The organism is Kitasatospora sp. NPDC088346 (genome assembly GCF_044740765.1).
Classification (GTDB): domain Bacteria; phylum Actinomycetota; class Actinomycetes; order Streptomycetales; family Streptomycetaceae; genus Kitasatospora.
Genome location: NZ_JBIURH010000008.1, coordinates 148,016 through 170,604, shown reverse-complemented (window position 1 = coordinate 170,604; position 22,589 = coordinate 148,016). Strand labels below are relative to the sequence as shown.

The following is a 22,589-nucleotide window of genomic DNA, read 5'->3' as shown; positions in this document are numbered from 1 at the left end:
ATACGGCGGGCCGCACCGGCGCCGGTGCGGCCCACCCTCACCCCGACGAGTACGGGGTTACTGGTTGTTGATGGTCCAGCGCGAGCCGGACGGAGTGTCCTCGATCACCAGACCGGCCTTGCCGAGCTGGTCCCGGATGGCGTCCGAGGTGGCGAAGTCCTTACGGGCGCGGGCCGCCTGGCGCTGTTCCAGCACCAGCTGGACCAGCGAGTCGACCACCCCGCGGAGGTCGTCGCCGTGGTCCGCACCGGCCCACTGCTCGTCGAGCGGGTCCAGACCCAGTACTCCGAGCATCGCACGGACCTCGGCGAGCCGCGCCACCGCGCTCTCCTTGTCCCCCGCGGTGAGCGCGCTGTTGCCCTGCCGGACGGCGGTGTGCACCACGGCCAGGGCCTGCGGGACGCCCAGGTCGTCGTCCATCGCCTCGGCGAAGGAGAGCGGCACCTCCGGCGCGGCGTCGACCGGGCCGCAGCCCTCGATCACCCGCTGGATGAAGCCCTCGATCCGGGCGAAGCCGGTCTCGGCCTCGCGGACCGACTCCTCGCTGTACTCGATCATCGAGCGGTAGTGCGGTCCCGCCAGGTAGTAGCGGAGCACGATCGGCCGCCAGCGCTGCACCATCTCGGAGATCAGCACCGAGTTGCCGAGCGACTTGCTCATCTTCTCGCCGGCCATGGTGACCCAGGCGTTGTGCACCCAGAAGTTGGCGAAGTCGTCGCCGAACGCCTTGGACTGGGCGATCTCGTTCTCGTGGTGCGGGAAGATCAGGTCCAGCCCGCCGCCGTGGATGTCGAAGGCCCGGCCCAGGTACTTGTGCGCCATCGCCGAGCACTCCAGGTGCCAGCCCGGCCGGCCCCGGCCCCAGGGGGTGGCCCAGCTGGGCTCGCCCTCCTTGGCCCGCTTCCACATGGCGAAGTCGCGCGGGTCGCGCTTGCCGGTCTCGCCCGCGCTCTCCGGCTGGCGGAGGTGCTCCAGCTCCTGGTTGGAGAGCGCCAGGTAGTCCGGGTAGGTGGTGACGGCGAAGTAGACGTTGCCGCCGGACTCGTAGGCGTGGCCCCGGGCGATGAGCTCCTGCATCATCTCGATCATCTCGGGGACGTGCCCGGTGGCCCGCGGCTCCACCGACGGCGGCAGGCAGCCGAGCGCCGAGTAACCGTCGTTGAAGGCGCGCTCGTTGGTGTAGGCGATCTCCCACCAGGGAGTGCCGAGCTGGCGCTCCTTCTCGATCACCTTGTCGTCGATGTCGGTGACGTTGCGCACGAACGTGACCTGGTAGCCGCGGTAACCGAACCAACGGCGCATCACGTCGAAGTTGAGGTTGGACCGGATGTGTCCGATGTGCGGGGCAGCCTGGACGGTCGCGCCGCACAGGTACATGGAGACACAGCCCGGTACAAGCGGGACGAAGTCGCGTACCTGGCGGGTGCTGGTGTCGTACAGGCGAAGGCTCACAGCGTCAAGCGTAGTGGGCCGCGGGGGGTGCCCCGCCACCTTTCCGGCGCGCTGGGGACGGCTCCGCACCGGATCGCGGTGCCCGCACTGCGGGACGTGGCGCAGCTGTGTGTAGCGATACGGACACAAACCGGTTTGTCGACCTTCTGGCATCCCCGACGAATCCGCAGGTCAGTGCGGGTGAACCGGGTCACCGGCGCCCCGCCGGCCACCGCGGACGCGCCCGGGGACGCCGCTGCCGGGAGATCCCGGCGACGGCGCCCCCGGGGGACGGGTACGCGTCAGATGTTGCCGACGACCTTCCGGGGGACCAGCCGGACGACCACCCGGACGTCGTCGGGACCGTCGAAGCCGTAGTCCTCGCCCCGGTACTTGCGGGAGAGCTCGTCGATCAGCTCCCGGCCGCCCTCGGCCGTCATCACGACCTCGCCGCGCACCTCGGCGTAGGTGTAGGGGCTGTCCGGCGGGTTGACCACCAGGCTGATCCGCGGGTCCCTGACCATGTTGAGGTGCTTGCGGCGGCCCTGGACGGTGGAGAACAGGACGTCGTCGCCGTCCCGCCGGACCCAGACCACCGACGACTGCGGACTGCCGTCGGGCTGGGTGGTGGCGACCACGGCGAAGGTCTTGCCGTCGAGCAGTTCCTTGAGCCGGTCGGGCAGTGCGGCAGCCATCTGGACCTCTTCTCGGGACGGACGGTCCGGCACCCGGACCGGTGCGCGGACTGGTACGGGCCCAAGCTACCCACCCCGCACCGGACCGCACCGCCGGACACCCGACCGGGACCGGATCCGGTCAACCCACCCGGTACACCAGGGCGGTGGCCAGCGCCGCGAGCCCCTCGGCCCGGCCGGTCAGGCCCAGCCCGTCGGTGGTGGTGCCGGAGACCGACACCGGCGCGCCGACCGCGGCCGAGAGCACGGCCTGCGCCTCGGCGCGCCGCTTGCCGATCTTCGGACGGACGCCGACCACCTGGATCGCCACGTTCCCGATCTCGAAGCCGGCCGCCCGGACGATCCGCGCCGCCTCGGCCAGCAGGGTCACCCCGGCCGCTCCGGCCCACTCGGGCCGGTCGGTGCCGAAGTGCGCGCCCAGGTCCCCCAGGCCCGCGGCGGAGAACAGCGCGTCGCAGGCGGCGTGCGCGGCGACGTCGGCGTCCGAGTGCCCGGCCAGGCCGTACTCGGAGTCCGGCCAGTCCAGGCCGGCCACCCGCAGCGGGCGGCCCGCCTCGAAGGCGTGCACGTCGGTGCCGATGCCGACCAGCGGGATGACGGGGGCGGTCGGCTCAGAAGCCATCGGAGGCCCTCCTGCGGGCGAGTACGGCCTCGGCCAGGACGAGGTCCAGCGGACGGGTCACCTTGAAGGCCTCCTCGTGCCCGGGCACCACGACGACCCGGCCGCCGAAGCGCTCGACCAGCCCGGCGTCGTCGGTGACCGGCGGCAGGCCGCCCCCGGCCTCCTCGGCCAGGGCCTTCTCGTGCACGCGGTGCAGGGTCGTGCGCAGGAAGCCCTGCGGAGTCTGCACCGCGCGCAGGGCGGCCCGGTCCGGGGTCTCCAGCACCGGTTCCGGCCCGCCGTCGGCCCGCGGGTCCACCCGTTTCACGGTGTCGGCCAGCGGGACGGCCGGCACCACGGCCTCGGCCCCGGCCCGGACGGCCGCGGCCACCGCGTCCACCACCTCGACCGGCACCAGCGGACGGGCGGCGTCGTGCACCAGCACGATCCCGACCTCCGCCGGGATGGCCGCCAGGCCGAGCCGGACCGACTCCTGCCGGGTCGCGCCGCCGGCGACCACCCGGACGTCCTTGCCGTCCAGGCCGTGGCTGTCCAGCAGCGCGACCACCTCGGCGACGCCGTCGGGCGGAGCGGCGACCACCACCAGGCCGACCGCCCGGCTGCGCGCCAGCGCCCGTACGGCGTGGACCAGCAGCGGCACTCCGCCGAGTTCCCGCAGGGCCTTCGGGGCCCCCGGGCCGAGCCGTTCGCCCCGGCCCGCGGCGGGGACGACCGCCGCCGCCGCGAGTTGTGCTGTGGCGTTCAGGTTTCGCTCCTCAGTCGCAGTGGGTATGGCCCTGCCGTGCGCATCGGGCGCCCGGCACGACCCCCTTCCGGCTGCACGTTAGTGGATGGCCCCCGCAGTGGTGGCCGTCCGCGGACATGCCGAAGCGCCCGAGGTGCTGTTGCACCACCGGGGACGACTGCGCGTCCTGGGTGGCACACCGGCATCGGGCGCCGTGGCATGCAGAGTGCTGCGACTACGAGGCGAGGACCTCGTCGAGCAGCGTCTCCGCCTTGTCCTCGTTGGTGTTCTCGGCCAGCGCGAGCTCGCTGACCAGGATCTGGCGCGCCTTGGCGAGCATCCGCTTCTCGCCGGCCGACAGGCCGCGCTCGCGCTCGCGGCGCCACAGGTCGCGCACGACCTCGGCGACCTTGATGACATCGCCCGAGGCGAGCTTCTCGAGGTTCGCCTTGTAGCGGCGGGACCAGTTCGTGGGCTCCTCGGTGTACGGTGCACGAAGCACCTCGAAGACCCGGTCGAGACCTTCCTGACCGACTACGTCACGCACACCGACGAACTCTGCGTTCTCGGCGGGCACGCGCAGCGTCAGATCTCCCTGCTGCACCTTCAGCACCAGGTAGGTCTTGTCCACACCTTTGATCTGGCGAGTTTCGATGGCCTCGATCAGCGCAGCCCCGTGATGGGGGTAGACCACCGTGTCGCCAACCTTGAACGTCATGTGACAGGACCCCTTCCGTGGCTTTCCAGAATAACACGCTTTTCTGCCGACCCGAAGGGCGTTTTCGCAGGTCAGGGCGGGTCTCGGGGCTTGACAATCACCCCCATCACATGCTGCGACCGGTGTTCGAGGAGAGCTTCCCGCAGGTCGGAGGCGGTCCGAGAGCTCGACGAAACCCTTGGCAACACTCCCGAAACCGTGGTTTGATCTTGAGTTTTTGCCGCGACTCGCGCGGCGCCCCGGCAGTGACCTGCGCCACGTCCCCGGTCGACGGCGGGGACGGCCCCGCGGGCTCGGCCCGGAACCGGCCCGCCGACCCGACGGAGAACCGCCCGCGGAGCCCGCGCCGGAGCCGGCCCCGACCGGGGCCTCCCGGTGACCGGCCCGCGACACGGGGCCACCCCGTGAGAACCGGATAACTGCGGTGGGTAGTCTGAGCGCTGACCACAGACCGTGATCCACATCCGTGATCACATCCACCGTGATCCCACCCAAGGAGAAGTCGCCGCCGTGAGCCGGAGCCTTCGACGCGGCGCCATCGCCGCCCTCGTCCTCGCCGCGATCGTCCCGCTGTCGGCCTGTGCCGCCGGGAACACGCCGGACACCCTGGAGGTCAAGCCGGACAACGCGGCGACCTCGCTCGGTAACAACCTGCGGCTGAACAACATCGTCGTGGTGACCCCGGCGCGGTCCGCCGCCGGTGCGGGCGAGTCCACCACCGGTCCCGCCAACGTCACGGTGAACATCAGCAACACCGGCCAGGCGCCGACGCTGCTGAAGTCGGTCACCGTCGGCGGCGTCGCCGCCACCTTCACCGACGCCAAGGGCGCCCCGGTCGACGCGATCGACATCCCGGCCGGCGGGGCCGTGCTGATCGGCGGCCCGGACCAGCCCGGCGCCCACGTGGCCGCGGCCAAGCTGGCCACCGGCGGGTTCGTCACCACCAACTTCGCCTTCGCGGGCCCCGGCGAGGTCAGCGCCGAGGCCGCGGTCCAGCCGGCCGTCGGCCTTTACGCGGGCTTCGGCCCCAAGGCGGAGGCCCTGCCGTCCGCCTCCGCCGTGGCGCCGGCCCCCTCCCCCAGCGGGTCCGCCTCGGCCTCCGCGTCGGCCACCGCCCCGGTCCCGCCGTCCGGCTCGGCCTCCGCATCGGCCACCGGCTCCGCGACCGCGACCGGTACGCCGGCCGGTACCGCGTCGAGCAGCGCCGCCGCCGGTCACTGACCCGTGTGACGCCCGAGAGGGCCCCCGCTGCTGAGCGGGGGCCCTCTCGGCGTGCGCGCGGCCGGGGCGGCCGCCGGCCCGGCTACGGCTCGAACTTGTAGCCCAGGCCGCGGACGGTGACCAGGTAGCGGGGTGCGCCCGGGTCGGGCTCGATCTTCGCCCGCAGGCGCTTCACGTGGACGTCCAGGGTCTTGGTGTCACCGACGTAGTCGGCGCCCCAGACCCGGTCGATCAGCTGCATCCGGGTGAGCACCCGGCCGGCGTTGCGGAGCAGCATCTCCAGCAGGTCGAACTCCTTCAGCGGGAGGTCGACCTTGGCGCCGTCGACCGTCACCACGTGCCGGTCGACGTCCATCCGGACCGGACCGGCCTCCAGCGCCCCGGGCGTGGCGCCGCCGCCGTCGCCGTTGCCGTCCTCCCCGCGGCGGCGCAGCACGGCGCGGATCCGGGCGACCAGCTCGCGGGTGGAGTAGGGCTTGGTCACGTAGTCGTCGGCCCCTATCTCCAGGCCGACCACCTTGTCGATCTCGCTGTCCTTGGCGGTGACCATGATCACCGGGACGTTGGAGCGAACCCTCAGCTGACGGCAGACCTCGGTGCCGGGCAGGCCGGGGAGCATCAGGTCGAGCAGCACCAGGTCGGCGCCGTTGCGCTCGAACTGCTCCAGCGCGTCCGGGCCGGTGGCGGCCACGGCCACCTCGAAGCCCTCCTTGCGGAGCATGTACGAGAGGGCGTCGCTGAACGACTCCTCGTCCTCGACCACCAGTACTCGGGTCACGATCGGGCCTCCGGGGCAGGAAGGGGGTTCGACGCGGTCGCGTCGGAACGGGTGATGGGTGAGGTCGGGCGGTCCGGGGCCTGGCCGGCCGGGAGCCGCAGGGTGAAGGTCGAACCCTGGCCCTCGACGCTCCAGACCGACACGGTGCCGCGGTGCGAGGCGGCCACGTGTTTGACGATCGAGAGGCCTAGACCGGTTCCCCCGGTCGCCCGGGAGCGGGCGGGGTCGACCCGGTAGAAGCGTTCGAAGATCCGCTCGCGGTCCTTCTCCGAGATGCCGATGCCCTGGTCGGTCACCGAGATCTCGATCAGCTCGCCGTCCGCCTCGCCCAGCGCGGCGGCGCTGGAGATCCGGCGGGTGGCGATCGCGACGCGGGTGCGCGGCGGACTGTAGTTGACGGCGTTCTCGACCAGGTTGCCGAGGGCCGCGGCCAGCTGGCCGCGGTTGCCGTCCAGGTAGAGGTCGCCGATGCCGCCGGCCGCGATCAGGATCTGCTTGGCGGCGGCGGGCTGCCGGCAGCGGTCGATCGCCTCGGCGATCAGCTCGTCCACCGGCACCGGCTCGGGGTCGGGGAGCAGCCGGTCGTCCTGGACCCGGGAGAGGTCGATGATCTCCTGGACCAGGCTGGCCAGCCGGGTCGCCTCGATCTGCATCCGGCCGGCGAACCGCTGGACGGCCTCGGGGTCGTCGGAGGCGTCCGCGACCGCCTCGGAGAGCAGCGAGAGCGCGCCCACCGGGGTCTTCAGCTCGTGCGAGACGTTGGCGACGAAGTCCCGGCGGATCGCCTCGATCCGCCGGCGCTCGGTGAGGTCCTCGACCAGGACGAGGACCAGCCGGGAGCCGAGCGGGGCGACCCGGACGGAGACCGCCAGCGCCTCGGCCGCGCGGGCCGCGCCGGGGCGGGGCACCTCCAGCTCCACCTGGCGGATCTCACCGTCCCGGCGGGTGGCGCGGGCCAGCGAGAGCATCTGGTCGACGGCCATCGCTCCGCCCCTGACCAGTCCCATCGCGTAGGCGGCGGAGCTGGCCTTGACCACCTCGTCGCCTTCGCCGAGCACGATGGCGCAGGAGCGGAGCACCGAGAGCACGGTGTCCACGCCCGGGGGTAGTGCGGGTTCCTGGGCCGGCGGCCCGGTGGTGCCCGTCCTGCTGCTGGTCCTGCCGCTCCTGCTGCCCTTCGCCTGCTCGCGCTCACTCCAACGGAAGGCGATGGCGGCCGTGAGGCCGACGCCGAGCCCGGCTATGGCGCAGGCTGCGGCGGCGGCCACATTCACGTCCATACGGCCAGCGTAAGCGCATGCCGGCCGGGTCCCGTACGGGTGCGATCAAGGCATCGGCCTCACGTTGCCGAGAATTCACCTTCAAGCTGCCGCCGATTCACCGGACCGGCCGTGGGAGGTCGCCCGAACGGATCAGTCTGGGTGATGCAAGCCCGTGTGGGCGGTGACGCGGCTACCATTCGCGCCACCAGCAGCGGCCGTTCCGGGCCGATCCGAGGGTACGGGTGATCCGGAACGTCCGGTCGGCACCGCCACCGACACAGCTACTGATGGACCGATCGACCCCCGCGTCGGCGTCCAGGAGGAGAGAGCATGCGCGACGCGTACCACGAGGAACTCGACTCGATCAGCGACGGCCTGGTCGAGATGGCCCGGCTGGTCGGCTCGGCCATGGGCCGGGCCACCACGGCGCTGCTCGACGCGGACCTGGCCCTGGCGGAGAGCGTGATCGCCGCGGACGACAAGGTCAACGGTCTGCACCACGAACTGGAGAACCGGGCCATCGACCTGCTGGCCCGCCAGCAGCCGGTCGCCACCGACCTGCGGATCGTGGTCACCTCGCTGCGGATGAGCGCCGACCTGGAGCGCTGCGGCGACCTCGCCCGTCACGTCGCCAAGGTCGCCCGGCTGCGCTACCCCGAGACCGCGGTACCGGCCGACCTGCACCCGATCGTGCTGGAGATGGGTCAGCTGGCGCAGCGCCTGGTCGCCAAGGCCGGCCAGGTCATCGCCACCAAGGACGTCGACAAGGCGCTGGAGCTGGAGCGGGACGACGACGCGATCGACGCCCTGCACCGCGAGCTCTTCTCGCACCTGCTGGACGACCGCTGGCAGCACGGCATCGAGACGGCCGTGGACGTCACCCTGGTCGGCCGGTACTACGAGCGGTTCGCCGACCACGCGGTGTCGGTGGCCAAGCGCGTGGTGTTCCTGGTGACCGGTGAGCACGTCACCGAGTTCGTCGCGGCTTCCGAGGCGGCCGCCCAGGCCGACTGACCGGCCGACGGGCGAGGCTCGGCCGGGACTCGGGCGGGACTCGGGTGGGGGCGCACATGATGGGTGCGCCCCCACTTCCATGCGCCCGTTGACGCTCCGACCCGCCGCGGGTTCACTCGGAGGGCAGGCACGTGCCACGTGCCCTGACGAGGAGGGCTCCAGCGCCATGAAGGCAACCGCCACCCCGACCACTCCGCCCAAGAGCGCCACCGAGCCGCCCGTCGCCGGTCTGCTGCCCGTCCTCGCGGCCGGCTGCGGCTGCGGCCCGGGCTGCGGCTGCGGCTGCCAGTCCGGCGCCCCCTGCCAGTGCGGCGGCGTCAGCGGCGGGTGCTGCGGCCACTGATCCCGGCCGGGCCGACGGCGGCCCGGGCACGAGCAGCCGACCGACGTGGGCCCGAGGACGAGCCGGCCCGGCGTCGGCGTCGGCCCGAGCACGACGAAGCCCCCCACCGGCGGGATGCGCGCCGGTGGGGGGCCTGATCGTTTCTTCGCCTGCCAGCGGACCTGTTCCGAGGGCTACTTCTTGCCCTACTTCTTGCCCTGGTTCTTGACCGCCTCGATGGCGGCCGCGGCGGCCTCCGGGTCGAGGTAGCGGCCGCCGGGGGTGACCGGCTTGAAGTCGGCGTCCAGCTCGTAGGCGAGCGGGATGCCGGTCGGGATGTTCAGGCCGGCGATGGCCTCGTCCGAGACGCCGTCCAGGTGCTTGACCAGCGCGCGCATGCTGTTGCCGTGCGCGGTGACCAGGACGGTCTTGCCCGCGGCCAGGTCCGGCACGATCGCGTCGTACCAGTAGGGCAGCATCCGCTCGACGACGTCCTTGAGGCACTCGGTGCGCGGGCGCAGCTCGCTCGGGATGTCGGCGTAGCGGGCGTCACCGGCCTGCGAGTACTCGTTGTCGTCGGCGAGCACCGGCGGCGGGGTGTCGTACGAGCGGCGCCAGAGCTGGAACTGCTCCTCGCCGAACTCGGCCAGGGTCTGGGCCTTGTCCTTGCCCTGCAGCGCGCCGTAGTGGCGCTCGTTCAGGCGCCAGCTGCGGCGGACCGGGATCCAGTGCCGGTCGGCCTTGTCCAGGGCGATCTGCGAGGTGCGGATGGCACGCCGGAGCAGGGACGTGTGGACCACGTCCGGGAAGTAGCCCTCGGCGGTGAGCAGCTCGCCGCCGCGCGCGGCCTCCTTCTCACCCTTCTCGTTGAGGTCGACGTCGACCCAGCCGGTGAAGAGGTTCTTCTGGTTCCACTGGCTCTCGCCGTGGCGGAGCAGGATCAGTCGGTAGGTCGTGTCAGCCATGGCCCACAGCTTAGTGGAGGCCGAAAACGGCTGGTCGGCCCGGAGGGCCTCTGGGTAATGTGTGCCTGCCATCAGAGCCACTTACTGAACGTCCTCTGCCCGCTGAGCGGTTCACCGTGTTCCGCCAGGTCGGCAGCCTGCCGACCTGGAGTACCCGTTGCCCGCACCCCGCCGCCTGCGCGCCACCCTCGCGGAAGCCGTGGGCGGTCTGCCCCCCGCCTTCTGGTGGTTGTGGGTCTCCACTCTGGTGAACCGGCTCGGCGGGTTCGTGGTCACCTACCTGGCGCTCTACCTGACCGTCGAGTGCGGCTACCCCGCCTCGTACGCGGGCCTGGTGGCGGGCCTGTTCGGGCTCGGCTCGGCGATCTCCTCGCTCGGCGGCGGCGTCCTCGCGGACCGGCTCGGGCGGCGCCCGACCCTGGTCGCGGCGCAGGTCACGACCGCGGCCTGCACGGCGGCGCTCGGCTTCGCCGACGGGCCGGTGACCATCGCCGTGGTCGCGTTCCTGGTCGGCCTGGCCGCAAACGCCTCACGGCCCGCCATCGCGGCGATGATCGCCGACCTGGTGCCGCCCGGGGACCGGGTGCGGGCGTACGCGCTGAACTACTGGGCGATCAACATCGGCTTCGGCGTCTCCGCGGCGGTCGCCGGGCTGATCGCCACCCACGGCTACCTCACGCTCTTCCTGCTGGACGCGCTCTCCACGCTGCTGTGCGCCGCGGTGGTGTTCGTCCGCGTTCCCGAGACCCGGCCGGAGACCGGCGACGGGAGCGGGGCCGGGCACACCGACCGGGCCGAACCGCGGGTGGGGCTGGGCACGGTGTTCCGGGACGGCCGGTTCATGGCGCTGGTCGGGGTCAACCTGCTGCTCGCCCTGGTCGTCCAGCAGGGCTCCACCACCCTGGCCGTCGACATGGGCCGGGCCGGCATCTCGACCACCCAGTACGGACTGGTCATCGGCCTGAACGGGCTGCTGATCGTGCTGCTCCAGCTGCCGGTGGGGCGGCTGATGGAGGGCCGCGACCGGACGGCGCTACTGGTCGTGAGCGCGCTGCTGACCGGCTGGGGCTTCGGACTGACCGCCCTGGCCGGCTCGTCCGCGGGCTTCTTCGCCTTCACCGTGGCGGTCTGGACGATCGGCGAGATCGTGGCCGCGCCGACCATGATGGGTCTGGTCTCCGAGCTCTCGCCGGCCCGGGCCCGCGGGCGCTACCAGGGCGTCCACTCGCTGTCCTGGTCGCTGGCCTCCTTCCTGGGGCCGGCGGCCGGCGGCTACCTGCTCGACCACGCGGGCAGCACGGTGGTCTGGACGGCCTGCGGCGTGTGCGGGACGGTCGCGGCGGCCGCGTTCCTGCTGGTCGGACGGCCGCCCGCGGCGGAGGCGGAGCCGGCGGCGACGACGGTGCCGGCTGTGACGGCTGTGACGGCTGTGACGGCGACGGTCGTGGAGAGCACGGACGCGGTGGCGCCGGCCGCGCCCTGATCGCGGCCGGCGGCACGGCCCGGGTCACTCCGAGGCGGCGTCGGCGGCCCGCGGCGGGGCCGCCAGGTGCGCGAAGGCCTCCAGGTTGCGGGTGGACTCGCCGCGCTTGGTGCGCCACTCCCACTCGCGCCGGATCGCCGTCGCGAAGCCGAGTTCCAGCAGCGTGTTGAAGGGCTCGTCGGCGTTCTGCAGGACGGTGCCGAGCAGGCGGTCCACCGCGTCCGGCGTCAGCGCCTCCAGCGGCAGCCGGCCGGTCAGGTAGACGTCGCCGAGCGCGTCGACCCCGTACGCCACGCCGTACAGCCGGGCGTTGCGCTCCAGCAGCCACCGGTAGACGGCCTCGTGGTTCTCGTCGGGTCGGCGGACCACGAAGGCGTTGACCGACAGCGTGTGGTCACCGACCCGCAGCGCACAGGTGGTGGACAGCTTCCGGTTGCCCGGGAGGGTGGCCACCAGCGTGTACGGGTCGGTGACGGCCGGTTCCCAGGCCACGCCGGCCTCGTCGAGCGCGGTGCGCAGGAGGGTGAGCGACTCGTCCTTGGTGCGGATTGCCATGGGACTGACGTTACTCGGCGGTAGAGGTGGTGCGCAGCCGGACCCGGCGCGGGCCCGGCTCACGGCTCCCGGCTCCTGGCTCCCGGCTCCCGGCTCCTGGCTCACAGCTCACGGTGTGGGGCTCACGGTGTGGGGCTCACGGCTAGGCGAAACGCAGCCGCCCACCGGTGCGGACGTCCGGACGGGCCAGCGCGCCCGCGTACACCTCGGCCGTGCCCGCGGCGGCCGCACCCCAGCCGAAGCCGGCCGCGTGACGGGCCGCGGCCTGCCCCTGCCGGGCCGTCAGCTCGGGCTCCGTGACGTACGGACGCAGGGCCCGGGCCCAGTCCTGCGGGTCGTGGCCGTCCACCAGCGTGCCGGTGACACCATCCCGGACGGCGACCGGGAGGCCGCCGACGGCCGCCGCCACCACCGGGGTGCCGCAGGCCTGCGCCTCCAGCGCGACCAGGCCGAAGGACTCGCTGTAGGAGGGCATCACCAGCGCGGTGGCCGCGCGGTACCAGTCCGCGAGCTGCGCCTGGCCGACCGGCGGACAGAACCGGACCACGTCCGAGATGCCGAGCTGGGCGGCGAGCTTGTGCAGGCTCTCCGGACGCGCCAGACCCGTGCCCGAGGGGCCGCCGACGACCGGCACCACCAGCCGCTCGCGCAGCTGCGGCTCGCGCTCCAGCAGGACGCCGACCGCGCGCAGCAGCACGTCGGGCGCCTTCAGCGGCTGTATCCGGCCGGCGAACAGCAGCACCGAGGCGTCCTGCGGCAGTCCCAGGGCCGCCCTGGCCTCGGCCCGGCCCCGGACGCCGGGCGCCGGGCCGGAGCCGGCGGGCCGGAACACGTCCAGGTTGACGCCGGGGTGGACGACGGCGAGCTGGGACGGGCGGGCACCGTAGTGGTGGGACAGCTCGGCGGCCTCCTCGGCCGTGTTGGCGATCAGCCGGTCGGCGGCCTCGACCACCTGCGTCTCGCCGATCACCCGGGCCGGTGGCTCCGGGGTGTCGCCCTCGGCGAGCGCCGCGTTCTTCACCTTCGCCATGGTGTGCATGGTGTGCACCAGCGGCACGCCCCAGCGCTCGGCGGCCAGCCAGCCGACCTGCCCGGACAACCAGTAGTGCGAGTGGACCAGGTCGTAGTGCCCCGGGCGGTGGCCGGCCTCGGTGCGCAGCACGCCGTGGGTGAAGGCGCACAGCTGCGCGGGCAGGTCCTCCTTGATCAGGCCCTCATACGGGCCCGCCGTGACGTGCCGGACCAGCACGCCGGGAGCGAGCTGGACGGTGGGCGCGTCATCGGAGCTGACCGCCCGGGTGAACACCTCGACCTCGATGTTCAGCTCGGCGAGGCGCTTGGCGAGCTCGACGATGTAGACGTTCATACCGCCCGCGTCGCCGGTGCCGGGCTGGTGCAGCGGGGAGGTGTGCACGCTGAGCATCGCGATCCGCCGGGGGCGGCGGCCTCGGCCGCCCACCAGCGACTGGAGCCGGCCTCGGGTCGACGGCAGCGTGAGCCTGTCGCGTCGGGCCGCGGCCCGTGCGGGGTGCTGGGTCACCTGGCTGATGCCTCCTCGTGCTCCCCGGTCGGTACTGGCTGGTGCGCATGCCGGTGAGCGGCGGCCGCGCTCCGTTGCACGGTCCGTCGCACGCGAACGCCCGGGGCCGGTGGCTCCGGGCGGGCACACGTCGAGGGTGACAACCGTGGCGTCGGTGACGGCTATTCCCGTTCGGGGCGCCGAGATCGCTCGGGCCTTCACAGGGCACCGCGGGGCTGTGCGGGGGATTGGCAGGCCGAGGCGGGGCGCGGCCATGGATCCGGGGGCGGGTGGGTGTCCGGCGGGGTGCCGCCGGACGGCCGGTGACTCGCGGGGGCGCGGTCGACGCCTGCGGGGCGCGGAGGCGGGCGGAAGGGGTGTCCGGGCGGGGCACGGGGGCAGGCGGGCGCCGCGTAGGCTGCGGGGATGGCCGCCTCGTCCGACTCGCCCGCCGCCCGCGGGGCACGCTCCGCCCGCCCGGTCGGGACGGTCACCCGCGGCACCACCAACACCAACCGGCTCCGCCGCATGGACCGCTGGATCGCCCACACCCTCGGCCGGACGCTCCGCGCGGCCGACCGGCCGCCGGTCGCCGTCGACCTCGGCTACGGCGCCGCCCCCTGGACGGCCGTCGAACTGTCCGCACGGCTCCGGGCGGTCCGCCCCGACGCCCGCGTGGTCGGCATCGAGATCGAGCCCGAACGCGTGGCCGCGGCGCTCCCGTACGCCGCGCCCCCGCTGCTCACCTTCCAGCGCGGCGGCTTCGAGGTGCCGCTGGACGGCGGCTCCGCGGAGCTGATCAGGGCCGCCAACGTGCTGCGGCAGTACGAGGAGCGCGAGGTGGCCGCCGTGTGGGAACGGCTGTGCGGGCGGCTCACGCCGGACGGGCTTCTGGTCGAGGGCACCTGCGACGAGATCGGGCGGCGGCACGTCTGGGTGGCGCTCGGCCCCGAAGGCCCCAGGACGGTGACCTTCGCGGCCCGGCTGGCCACCCTGGAGCACCCGTCCGACCTCGCCGAACGGCTCCCCAAGGCGCTGATCCACCACAACGTGCCGGGGCGGCCCGTGCACGCCTTCCTCACGGACTTCGACCGGGCCTGGGCGGCCGCGGCACCGTACGGCGCGTTCGGCGCGCGGCAGCGGTGGGTGGCGGCGTGCCGGTCGCTGGCCGGCAACTGGCCGCTGGTCGACGCCCGGGGACGCTGGCGGCAGGGCGAGGTCACGGTGGAGTGGTCGGCGCTGGCGCCGTAGCGCGGGGCGCCGCAGTGCCTGGGCGCCGCAGTGCCGGGGCCTCGATTCACTCGAACGAGTTATCGAATTCCTCTGGCGTGTTGACGGTCCGTCACGCCACCATGGGGGCAGTCGCAAGAGCCCGCCGCACCGGAGGTCGAGTCACCGTCGGCCGCGTCCGGCTCCTCTGCTGCTACCGACTCATGCCGCACTCACGCTGCTCCGCTTCCGCACGACCCCCCGCGCCGCATCCCGCCGCTCACCACCACATCCCGCCGCTTCACAGCGATTCCCGCCGCACCCGCTCGAAGACCTCGTACGCCTCCGCACCGAAGAGCACGAACCGCACCTCGGCCGGCCCGGCCTCCCCCGCAGCCTCCGCACACTCGGTCACCGCTGCGAGGGCGATCCGCGCCGCGTCCTCCATCGGCCACCGGTACACCCCGGTCGAGATCGCCGGGAAGGCCACCGTCCGCGCGCCCAGTTCCGCTGCCAGCCGCAGCGACTCCCGATAGCAGGAGGCCAGCAGCTCGGCCCGCTGCTCGTACGCAGCCGGGTAGTAGACCGGTCCCACCGTGTGCACCACCCAGCGGGCAGGCAGTCGGCCCGCGGCGGTCACCACGGCCCTGCCGGCGTCGAGGCCCCGACCGTAGTGCGAGTCACGCAGCTTGCGGCACTCGGCCAGGATCTCCGGTCCGCCCTTGCGGTGGATCGCCCCGTCCACTCCCCCGCCGCCCAGCAGGGAGGAGTTGGCCGCGTTGACGACCACGTCCACCTGCTGCTCCGTGATGTCACCCTGCACCAGCGTGATGCGCACCACCCGACCAGACCTTCCCTCAGCCCCGGCCCCCGGGCCCACACGGTATCCCCCGACACCACTCCAGAGCGTGGCAATAACCACAGCGTCGGCGCTCGGTCAGAGAAATCCCCGGAGATCACGTTATGGTCGCGAGAAGCTCCCCGACCGGCGGTGCCAGGCGGGCACTGCGCACGGACCTCAGCCGTTGGCCAGTCGGGGAAAGGGAGGACCGACCAATGCCCGCAACGGGAGACGGGCGGGCGTCCGCCGCCGGCGGCGCCGCCGGTACTGCCGAGGATGCCGCCACCACCGCACACCGGCCGGGCTCCGCAGCCACCACCGCACCCGCGCTCGACCGCTCCGGGAAGCGGACGACAGCCGTGCACGCGTACCGCGACCACGTCCCCGAGCCTGGCACCGGCACGCCGATACCGCACCCCCGGGCCCGCGCGGACTCCTCCCGTCCGCCCGGCGTCCCCACCCCCTCCCCCGCGGCGAACCGTCGCGCGGAGGCTAACGCCGAGGCACCGGCCCACCTGCTGGTGATCGAGGACGGCCCCTCCGACATCGAACTGATCAGGACGCTGGTGGCCGAGAGCGGGGCCAACGTCCAACTGCACTGGGCCCGCGGGGTCGAGCAGGCCGCGGCCATGCTCTCCTCGACGCCCACGGCAGCCCGACGCGGCGCCCAGCGCCAGGGCGAGCGACTGCCCCTCGGCGGGTTCACCTGCGTCCTGCTCGACCTGGCCGCACCGGGCTGCCCCGGCCCCGGTCACCGCGGCACCCCCGGTCACCCGACGACCGTCGAGCGGGCCGACGGCTCCGAGGCCGGCTCCGCGCCCGGTCCAGCAGGCGACTCCGCGAACGGCTCCGCGAACGGCTCCGCGGACGGCTCCGACGGCTTGGACGGGCTGCGCGAACTGCTGCGCCGCGCCCCGCACACCGCCGTGGTGGTGCTGACCGACGCGGCCGGCGCCGAACTGGGCGCCGCCGCGGTGGCCGCGGGCGCCCAGGACTTCCTGATCAAGCACGAGACGGACGGTCCGCTGCTGGCCCGTGCCCTGCGCTACGCCGTCGAACGCAAGCGGGCCGACGAATCGCAGCGCCGCCTGGTGGAGGCCGAACTCCGCGGCCAGGAGAACGCCCGCCTCCAGCGCCACCTGCTCCCCACCCCGCTGCTCGACGGGGCCGGGCTGGCCTTCACCCGCCGCTACCGGCCCGGCCGCCGCCGCGCCCTGCTCGGTGGGGACTTCTACGACGCGGTCCGGACGGACGACGGCACCGTGCACGTGGTGATCGGCGACGTCTGCGGGCACGGTCCGGACGAAGCCGCCCTGGGCGTCGCCCTGCGGATAGCGTGGCGGACGCTGGTCTTCGCCGGCCTCACCGGGCAGGCCCTGCTCACCACCCTGCAGCACGTCCTCGAACACGAGCGGCGCAGCGACGAGATCTTCGCGACCCTCTGCATGCTGGTGCTGTCTCCCCCGGCGCACACCGAGACCGATCCGGACCGGCCCGAGCGGCCCGAGCCCGGCGATCGCGCCCGGCTGTTCCTGGCCGGGCACCCGGCGCCGCTGCTGCTCGGCCCGGGGCAGCGTCCCGCGCTCCTCCCGGCGGACCAGGCCGGCCCGGCGCTCGGCCTCCTGCCCTGCACCGACGGCGAGTCGGTGTGGCCCGCTCAGGAGCTGGAGCTGCACGCCGGGTGGCGACTGCTGCTCTACACCGACGGGCTGGTCGAGGGGCGGGTCGGCGCCGGCTCGCGCAGGCTCGGCCAGGACGGCCTGATCGATCTGATCGCCGACCACCAGGCGGCCGGTCTGAGCCGGGGCCGCCTGGTCGACAGCGCCATCGCCGAGGTCGAGGAGCTCAACGGCGGGGCCCTCACCGACGACGTCGCGGTGCTGCTGCTGGAGCGCAACCCGATCCCGGTGATCATGGGCTGAACGCACCGCCGCCGCAAGCGCAACGACCCGCAACGACAAGGAGGGCGGCAGCCCGTCGGCTGCCACCCTCCTCACGTCCCACGTCCCACGTCCCACGTCCCGCAGCCCGCGTCCGACCACCCGCGTCGTCCGGTGCGCCGCTCCCCGCGCCGGTTACCAGGGGCCGTACGGGCCGGTGTTCCGCCGGCCGCCACCCCGGCCGTCGGTCAGCTCCTTGATCGCGGGGCGGACGTCGACCATGTAGACGATCGAGGCCACCAGGCCGATCAGGGTGATGAAGCCGGTGATCACGTTGGCGCCGAGCAGCAGGTCGAGACCGAGCGACAGACCGAGCACGACCAGCCAGAACGGCTTGGTCTTCTTGTCCGCGGCCCGGTAGGCGTCCTCACGCCTGATCGCGGCGTCGACCAGCGCGTACAGCTTGAAGCCGATGATCACGACGGCAAGCCACCAGAACGGGTTCAGGACGTCGAAGAGCAGAATCTGCTGCACTGCGGGTCTCCTCACTGCCAGATCGGCTCGGGCCTCGCCCGGGTACGGCCGACACCGGCGGCCCTCTCCATCGTGGCACGACGGCCCGGCTCATCGATGTCAACGGACCGGGACGGCCGGATGTGCCCACCCGGTCCGGCGGCACCCGCCCGCTCGCACCCGTCCGGTCCCGACGGCCGGGCCACGACGGTCGGGCCACCACGACCTGGCCACCACGACCCGGTCGCGGTTACTTGTCGGTGCCGGCCTTCCGGGCGCGGCCCGGCTTCTTCGACGGGGTGGTGTTCAGCTCGGCGGCCGTCTCGTCCACCAGCTCGCCGTCGACGGTCTCCTCGGCCGTGGCACCGGCCGCGACGTCCACCACGACCTCGGTCACCTCGGCCGGACGGCCGTTCTCCTCGCCCCCGCCGGAGCGGCCCTTCTCCACGACCGACTTGCCGCGGACGGCCAGCTCCTCGTACGCCTCCATGGCCTTGACCGCGAGCTCGGCGGCCCGGCCGACCTGCTGGAGTGCGAAGGTCTGCGCCTTCTCCTGGAGACCCTTGAGGTCGGTCGGCAGGGTGTTGACCGTCTCGGTCACCTTCGCCTGGGCGCCCGCCAGCGCGGCCTGCGCCTCCTGGAGCCGCGCGGCGGCCTTCTCCTGCGTGGCCTTGCGGTCGGCGGTCAGCTCCTCGACCCGGCCGGGCACTTCGCGCAGCTTCTCGTAGGCGAGGTCACCGGCGCCGGCCAGCGCGTAGAGCGGGGTCGGGTCGGTGAGGGTCTTCTTGATCTCGTCGGTGATGGGCATGTCCGGTCCTCCTGTGTGCGTGGACGGCCCGGCGGGGCCGGTGAAAGGTCTGTGGCGAGGGGGTGCGGTCAGCCGCCGGTCTCGGCGGCGGTGTCCGCGGCCGGCTCGGCAGTCTCGCGGTTCTCCTTGAGGAAGGCCTCGTAGACCGCCAGCAGCGCCTGCTTCTGCCGCTCGTTGATCAGCGGGTCCGCCAGGATCGCGACCCGCAGCCCGGGGGCGTCCCCGTGCCGCTCCTCCAGGATCCCGGCCTGCACGTACAGCGTCTCGGCCGAGATCCGCAGCGCCTTCGCGATCTGCTGCAGGATCTCCGCGCTCGGCTTGCGCAGCCCGCGCTCGATCTGGCTGAGGTACGGGTTGGACACCCCGGCGGCATCGGCGAGCTGGCGCAGCGAGTACTGCGCGTTGCGCCGCTGCTCCCGGATGTACTCGCCGAGCGAGCCGACGTTGAGTGAGGCCATGTCCGCAGTCTGCACCCGAGCGCTTGCAATTGCAAGCAAGGTGCTAGCAACAGCAATCGGGCGGGCCGCACCGGCCGCCTGTCACATCGGTGCGCCGGCGCGCGTCAAAGGGGTGCGGGAACGTCCAGACCGCGGCCGGGGCGGGGTGCCCCGGCGAACGTCCGACAGGAGTGCTGCCGATGTCCGTCACCCATGTTGTCGTCACCGTCCTGGCCGCTGCCATGGCGGGGTTCTCGGCCGGGTCCGTCTTCGCGCGGGCGCCGTGGGTCGTCCAGCCGATGGCCGAGTACGGCGTGCCCGGGTCGTGGCTGCCGGGGCTCGGCACGGCGAAGGCCTCGGGGGCGGTGGGCCTGCTGGTGGGCCTGTTCGTGCCGGCCGTCGGGGTCGCGGCGGGGATCGGGCTGGTGCTGTACTTCGCCGGCGCCGTCGTGACCGTGGCCCGGGCCCGCCGGTACGCCCACATTCCGTTCCCGCTGCTGTACGCGGCTCCGGTGGTGGGGGCGCTGGCGCTCGGCGCCGCCTGACGCGGGACGCGGGACGCCTGACCCGGCCGCCCGGGCCCCGCTCCGAACTCCGCCCCCGGAGACGCGCCGCGTCGGGCGTCCTGCGTCGGACGTGCTGCGTCAGACGTACTGGGTCAGACGTACTGGGTGAGGTCGATGGCGTGGACGCGGAGCGCGAGGCCGTACTCGGGGTGGGTGGTCTCGCGCTCCAGCTCCATGCCGAGCTTGCGGCAGACGTTCTCGGAGGCGGTGTCGCCCGCCCGGGTGATGCTGACGACCCGGTCGAGGCCGCGGTCCTCCAGGGCGAACTCCAGGGCGGCATGGGCGGCCTCGGAGGCGTACCCCTGGCCCCAGAACTGCCGGCCGAGGCACCAGCCGATCGCCACGGCGGGCATGATCTCCGGCAGGTACTCGGGGACGGTCAGGCCCGCGAAGCCGATCAGCTCACCGGAGCCCAGCAGCTCGACGGCGAACAGGCCGAAGCCCTCCTCGTCCCACTCCTCCTCCCAGCGTTCGATGGCCTCGGCCGTCCGGTCGAGGTCGTCCACCGAGCCGTCGCCGACCCAGCGCATGACCTCAGGGTCCGCGTTGATCTCCGCCATGGGGGCGAGGTCGTAGTCGTTCCAGCGGCGGAGGAGCAGGCGGGGCGTGTGGATTTCGGTCATACGGCCATCCTGGTCGAACGCGCGGCTCCGGCGGTAATCAGCGCGTGGTGGCCTCGCCGGCGGGCGGGCCGAAGCGGCGCCGGTAGTCGCTGGGGCCGAGGCCGGTGCGGCGGCGCAGCTGGGCGCGCAGGTTGGCGGTGCTGCCCAGGCCGCTGAGCCGAGCCACCCGTTCCAGCCGCAGTTCGCCCTGCTCGATCATCCGGCAGGCGAGGGCGACCCGTTCGGCGGTCAGCCAGGCCAGCGGTGTGGTGCCGAGCTCGCTGCGGAACCGGCGGTGCAGGGTGGCCGCGCTGACGGCGGCCCGGTCCGCGAGGTCGGCGACGGTGAGGGGCCGGTCGATCCGTTGCCGGGCCCAGTCGAGCAGGGGGCCGAGCGAGGCGTCCGGCACCGGCGGGACGGGGTGTTCGACGAACTGCCGCTGCCCGCCGTCCCGGTGGGCGGCGAACACCAGCCGGCGGCTCACCGTGTTCGCCACCTCGGCGCCGTGGTCGCGCCGGATCAGGTGGAGTCCGAGGTCGAGGGCGGCCGCGCTGCCCGCGGCGGTGAGGACGTCGCCGTCGTCGACGAAGAGCACATCGGGCTCCAGACGGACCTGCGGGTGCATCTCGGCGAACAGCGGAGCCCAGCGCCAGTGGGTGGTGGCGCGGCGGCCGTCCAGCACGCCGGCGGCGGCCAGGGTGAACGTGCCGGTGCAGAAACTCACCAGCCGGGCACCCCGGTCGGCCGCTCGACGGACCGCCTCGACCACGGCCCCGGACGGCGGCACCTGCGGGTCCGGCCGGTTGGGGACGATCACGGTGTCGGCGGCGTCGACGGCGGAGAGGTCCGCCACTGCCGACAGGGTGAAGAACCCGCCGTGCATCACCACGTCGGGCCGGGCCGCGCAGAGGGTGAACCCGTACCAGGGCCGGTCGAGTTCGGGTCGGCGCAGGCCGAACAGCTCGGTGGCGACGCCCAGCTCGAAGGGGTTCGAGCCCTCGTCGACGACGACCGCCACCCGGTGCGAGGATTCGTGCGTCATGTGCGATTCCTAGCACTCGCCACCACCGGCGGGCACCAGCAGGATGGCGGCATGAGCGAACCGATCGACCTGCGCACCGCACTCGCCTCCTTCGACGCGCTGTGGAGCCCGCGCATCGCCGCCCGGGTGAACGACTACGACGTCCGGATCGCGAAGGTGGCGGGCGAGCACGTCTGGCACGTCCACGCCGACACCGACGAGTTCTTCCTCGTCCTGGACGGCGAACTGCGGATCGCCCTGCGGGAGGCGGCGGGCGAGCGGGAGGTGGTGCTGCCGACGGGGTCGGTCTTCGTGGTCCCGCGGGGGGTGGAGCACCGGCCGTCGTCGGACGGCGGCGCCTCGATCCTGATGTTCGAGCCGACCGGCACCCCGACGGTCGGGGACCGCCACGACCCCGTCCCCGGCCACGTCGACGCGACCACCGGCCACCCCCTGGGCTGAGCCCCGCGCGCCCGCCGTCCGCGCGCCCGCCGCGCAGGGCCGCTCCGTCCACAGGCTGGGGACAACCTTCCGGTTGATCGCACCGAGCGGCCCGGCGAATACTGCTGAGCCATGGCGTTCTTCAGCTCCCACGACGGCACCCGGCTCTGGTACGACACCCTGGGCGGCGGTCCCGCCGTGGTCGCCCTGCCCGGCGGGCCCGGCCTGGACGCCGGGTACCTCGGGGACCTCGGCGGGCTGGACGCGCACCACACCCTGGTCCTGCTCCACCCCCGCGCCACCGGGCGGTCCGGAACGCCCACCGACCGCACCGGCTGTTCGTTCGCCGATCAGGCCCGGGACGTGGAGGCGCTGCGGAGGCACCTCGGGCTCGACGCACTGGACCTGCTGGGGCACTCGGCGGGCTCGCTGACCGCGCAGCGGTACGCCGCGGAGCACCCGGACCGGGTCGGGCGGCTGGTCCTGGTCACCCCGGTCGGGCGCGCCGCGCGGGAGCCGGACGAGGTGGAGCTCGCGGCCCTGCGGGCGGCCCGGGCGGACGAGCCCTGGTACCCGGACGCGGCGGCCGCCGAGGCCGAACTCCGGCTCGGTGTCGGCGATCCGGCCGAGCTGACCAGGCGGATCACCCCGTTCTTCTGGGGCCGGTGGACCGAGCGGACCAGGCGGGCCGCGTTCGCGCCCGCCCTCGCGCCCGCACCGCCCTGGCTGCGCGGGGCGTTCTACGCGAGCACCGGCGCCGCGCGTCCGGTCGGGGTGCCGGTGCTGGCCGTGGCGGGCGGCCGGGACGGGCTGATCGGCACGACGCCGGCCCGGCTGGTCGCGGCGTGCCATCCGCGGGCCCGGCTGGTGGTGATGGCGGAGGCGGGCCACCGCCCGTGGGTGGAGGAGCCGGAGGAGTTCCGGTCGATCGTCGCGGGTTTCCTCACCGAACCGTCGTGACG

Annotated in this window: 25 protein-coding genes; 9 read left to right on the top strand and 16 right to left on the bottom strand. The window is 73.7% G+C overall.

What is annotated here, in order from left to right; all coding sequences use genetic code 11:
• Positions 1-57: 57 nt before the first annotated feature.
• The 5 genes from cysS to ACIOFR_RS14135 all read right to left on the bottom strand — a co-directional run bounded on the left by cysS (position 58) and on the right by ACIOFR_RS14135 (position 4,190).
• A complete protein-coding gene (cysS, locus tag ACIOFR_RS14155; RefSeq protein ID WP_400996218.1) occupies positions 58-1,452 on the bottom strand; it encodes a cysteine--tRNA ligase in 1,395 nt (464 codons plus the stop codon).
• A gap of 281 nt (positions 1,453-1,733) precedes the next feature.
• The gene (locus tag ACIOFR_RS14150; RefSeq protein WP_400996215.1) at positions 1,734-2,126 is read right to left on the bottom strand and encodes a PPOX class F420-dependent oxidoreductase; all 393 of its coding nucleotides are present in this window, start codon (positions 2,124-2,126) and stop codon (positions 1,734-1,736) included.
• A gap of 121 nt (positions 2,127-2,247) precedes the next feature.
• A complete protein-coding gene (gene ispF, locus ACIOFR_RS14145; protein ID WP_400996213.1) occupies positions 2,248-2,748 on the bottom strand; it encodes a 2-C-methyl-D-erythritol 2,4-cyclodiphosphate synthase in 501 nt (166 codons plus the stop codon).
• Entirely contained in the window at positions 2,738-3,520 is a 783-nt protein-coding gene (ispD, locus tag ACIOFR_RS14140) for a 2-C-methyl-D-erythritol 4-phosphate cytidylyltransferase (RefSeq protein ID WP_400996417.1), read from the bottom strand. The genes ispF and ispD overlap by 11 nt, the downstream gene beginning before the upstream one ends.
• 187 nt (positions 3,521-3,707) lie before the next feature.
• The gene (locus ACIOFR_RS14135; protein WP_014136563.1) at positions 3,708-4,190 is read right to left on the bottom strand and encodes a CarD family transcriptional regulator; all 483 of its coding nucleotides are present in this window, start codon (positions 4,188-4,190) and stop codon (positions 3,708-3,710) included.
• A 510-nt stretch (positions 4,191-4,700) separates the two neighbouring features.
• Here ACIOFR_RS14135 and ACIOFR_RS14130 point away from each other — a divergent pair.
• Positions 4,701-5,411: a DUF461 domain-containing protein gene (locus ACIOFR_RS14130; protein WP_400996211.1), complete on the top strand. Its 711-nt coding sequence runs from the start codon at positions 4,701-4,703 to the stop codon at positions 5,409-5,411.
• 82 nt (positions 5,412-5,493) lie between these two features.
• Here the strand turns inward: ACIOFR_RS14130 and ACIOFR_RS14125 are convergent, their stop codons facing one another.
• Both ACIOFR_RS14125 and ACIOFR_RS14120 read right to left on the bottom strand, forming a co-directional pair.
• On the bottom strand, positions 5,494-6,189 hold the full coding sequence (locus ACIOFR_RS14125; protein ID WP_033825386.1) for a response regulator transcription factor: 696 nt from the start codon (positions 6,187-6,189) through the stop codon (positions 5,494-5,496).
• Positions 6,186-7,469, bottom strand: coding sequence for a sensor histidine kinase (locus ACIOFR_RS14120; RefSeq protein ID WP_400996210.1), 1,284 nt, complete (start codon positions 7,467-7,469; stop codon positions 6,186-6,188). Before ACIOFR_RS14120 ends, ACIOFR_RS14125 begins: the two co-directional genes overlap by 4 nt.
• Before the next feature lie 312 nt (positions 7,470-7,781).
• On the opposite strand from ACIOFR_RS14120, the gene phoU reads away from it, so the two are divergent.
• The gene (gene phoU / locus ACIOFR_RS14115; protein ID WP_400996208.1) at positions 7,782-8,465 is read left to right on the top strand and encodes a phosphate signaling complex protein PhoU; all 684 of its coding nucleotides are present in this window, start codon (positions 7,782-7,784) and stop codon (positions 8,463-8,465) included.
• 166 nt (positions 8,466-8,631) lie between these two features.
• Positions 8,632-8,808: a hypothetical protein gene (locus tag ACIOFR_RS14110; protein ID WP_400996207.1), complete on the top strand. Its 177-nt coding sequence runs from the start codon at positions 8,632-8,634 to the stop codon at positions 8,806-8,808.
• A 185-nt stretch (positions 8,809-8,993) separates the two neighbouring features.
• Here ACIOFR_RS14110 and ACIOFR_RS14105 read toward each other — a convergent pair whose 3' ends face one another.
• Entirely contained in the window at positions 8,994-9,752 is a 759-nt protein-coding gene (locus ACIOFR_RS14105; RefSeq protein ID WP_400996204.1) for a phosphoglyceromutase, read from the bottom strand.
• A 157-nt stretch (positions 9,753-9,909) separates the two neighbouring features.
• On the opposite strand from ACIOFR_RS14105, the gene ACIOFR_RS14100 reads away from it, so the two are divergent.
• Positions 9,910-11,235, top strand: coding sequence for an MDR family MFS transporter (locus ACIOFR_RS14100; RefSeq protein WP_400996202.1), 1,326 nt, complete (start codon positions 9,910-9,912; stop codon positions 11,233-11,235).
• A gap of 24 nt (positions 11,236-11,259) precedes the next feature.
• On the opposite strand, the gene ACIOFR_RS14095 is transcribed toward ACIOFR_RS14100, so the two are convergent.
• On the bottom strand, positions 11,260-11,790 hold the full coding sequence (locus ACIOFR_RS14095) for a YbjN domain-containing protein (protein WP_400996199.1): 531 nt from the start codon (positions 11,788-11,790) through the stop codon (positions 11,260-11,262).
• 142 nt (positions 11,791-11,932) lie between these two features.
• Positions 11,933-13,330, bottom strand: coding sequence for a D-inositol-3-phosphate glycosyltransferase (gene mshA, locus ACIOFR_RS14090; protein WP_400996196.1), 1,398 nt, complete (start codon positions 13,328-13,330; stop codon positions 11,933-11,935).
• 405 nt (positions 13,331-13,735) lie between these two features.
• Between mshA and ACIOFR_RS14085 the strand changes: the two genes are divergently transcribed.
• Positions 13,736-14,560, top strand: coding sequence for a class I SAM-dependent methyltransferase (locus ACIOFR_RS14085; protein WP_400996195.1), 825 nt, complete (start codon positions 13,736-13,738; stop codon positions 14,558-14,560).
• Positions 14,561-14,819: 259 nt separating this feature from the next.
• On the opposite strand, the gene ACIOFR_RS14080 is transcribed toward ACIOFR_RS14085, so the two are convergent.
• Complete coding sequence (locus tag ACIOFR_RS14080) at positions 14,820-15,359, bottom strand: O-acetyl-ADP-ribose deacetylase (protein ID WP_400996192.1); 540 nt, start codon at positions 15,357-15,359, stop codon at positions 14,820-14,822.
• 215 nt (positions 15,360-15,574) lie between these two features.
• On the opposite strand from ACIOFR_RS14080, the gene ACIOFR_RS14075 reads away from it, so the two are divergent.
• A complete protein-coding gene (locus ACIOFR_RS14075; protein ID WP_400996189.1) occupies positions 15,575-17,281 on the top strand; it encodes a SpoIIE family protein phosphatase in 1,707 nt (568 codons plus the stop codon).
• Between the two features lie 153 nt (positions 17,282-17,434).
• On the opposite strand, the gene ACIOFR_RS14070 is transcribed toward ACIOFR_RS14075, so the two are convergent.
• From ACIOFR_RS14070 to ACIOFR_RS14060, 3 genes are all read right to left on the bottom strand, one after another.
• The gene (locus ACIOFR_RS14070; RefSeq protein WP_400996414.1) at positions 17,435-17,764 is read right to left on the bottom strand and encodes a DUF2516 family protein; all 330 of its coding nucleotides are present in this window, start codon (positions 17,762-17,764) and stop codon (positions 17,435-17,437) included.
• Positions 17,765-18,002: 238 nt separating this feature from the next.
• A complete protein-coding gene (locus ACIOFR_RS14065; protein ID WP_400996187.1) occupies positions 18,003-18,560 on the bottom strand; it encodes a hypothetical protein in 558 nt (185 codons plus the stop codon).
• Between the two features lie 68 nt (positions 18,561-18,628).
• Positions 18,629-19,018 carry a helix-turn-helix domain-containing protein gene (locus tag ACIOFR_RS14060; protein ID WP_400996185.1) on the bottom strand — a complete coding sequence of 130 codons (390 nt, stop codon included), beginning with the start codon at positions 19,016-19,018 and terminating at the stop codon, positions 18,629-18,631.
• Between the two features lie 179 nt (positions 19,019-19,197).
• On the opposite strand from ACIOFR_RS14060, the gene ACIOFR_RS14055 reads away from it, so the two are divergent.
• Positions 19,198-19,542 (top strand): DoxX family protein, encoded by a 345-nt coding sequence (locus tag ACIOFR_RS14055; RefSeq protein ID WP_400996182.1) that lies wholly within the window; start codon positions 19,198-19,200, stop codon positions 19,540-19,542.
• A gap of 113 nt (positions 19,543-19,655) precedes the next feature.
• On the opposite strand, the gene ACIOFR_RS14050 is transcribed toward ACIOFR_RS14055, so the two are convergent.
• Both ACIOFR_RS14050 and ACIOFR_RS14045 read right to left on the bottom strand, forming a co-directional pair.
• The gene (locus tag ACIOFR_RS14050; protein WP_400996180.1) at positions 19,656-20,186 is read right to left on the bottom strand and encodes a GNAT family N-acetyltransferase; all 531 of its coding nucleotides are present in this window, start codon (positions 20,184-20,186) and stop codon (positions 19,656-19,658) included.
• A 37-nt stretch (positions 20,187-20,223) separates the two neighbouring features.
• Positions 20,224-21,207 carry a helix-turn-helix domain-containing protein gene (locus ACIOFR_RS14045; protein WP_400996177.1) on the bottom strand — a complete coding sequence of 328 codons (984 nt, stop codon included), beginning with the start codon at positions 21,205-21,207 and terminating at the stop codon, positions 20,224-20,226.
• Between the two features lie 51 nt (positions 21,208-21,258).
• Here ACIOFR_RS14045 and ACIOFR_RS14040 point away from each other — a divergent pair, with 51 nt between their 5' ends.
• Both ACIOFR_RS14040 and ACIOFR_RS14035 read left to right on the top strand, forming a co-directional pair.
• On the top strand, positions 21,259-21,648 hold the full coding sequence (locus tag ACIOFR_RS14040; protein ID WP_400996174.1) for a cupin domain-containing protein: 390 nt from the start codon (positions 21,259-21,261) through the stop codon (positions 21,646-21,648).
• Positions 21,649-21,759: 111 nt separating this feature from the next.
• Positions 21,760-22,587: an alpha/beta fold hydrolase gene (locus ACIOFR_RS14035; protein WP_400996171.1), complete on the top strand. Its 828-nt coding sequence runs from the start codon at positions 21,760-21,762 to the stop codon at positions 22,585-22,587.
• Positions 22,588-22,589 lie beyond the last annotated feature (2 nt).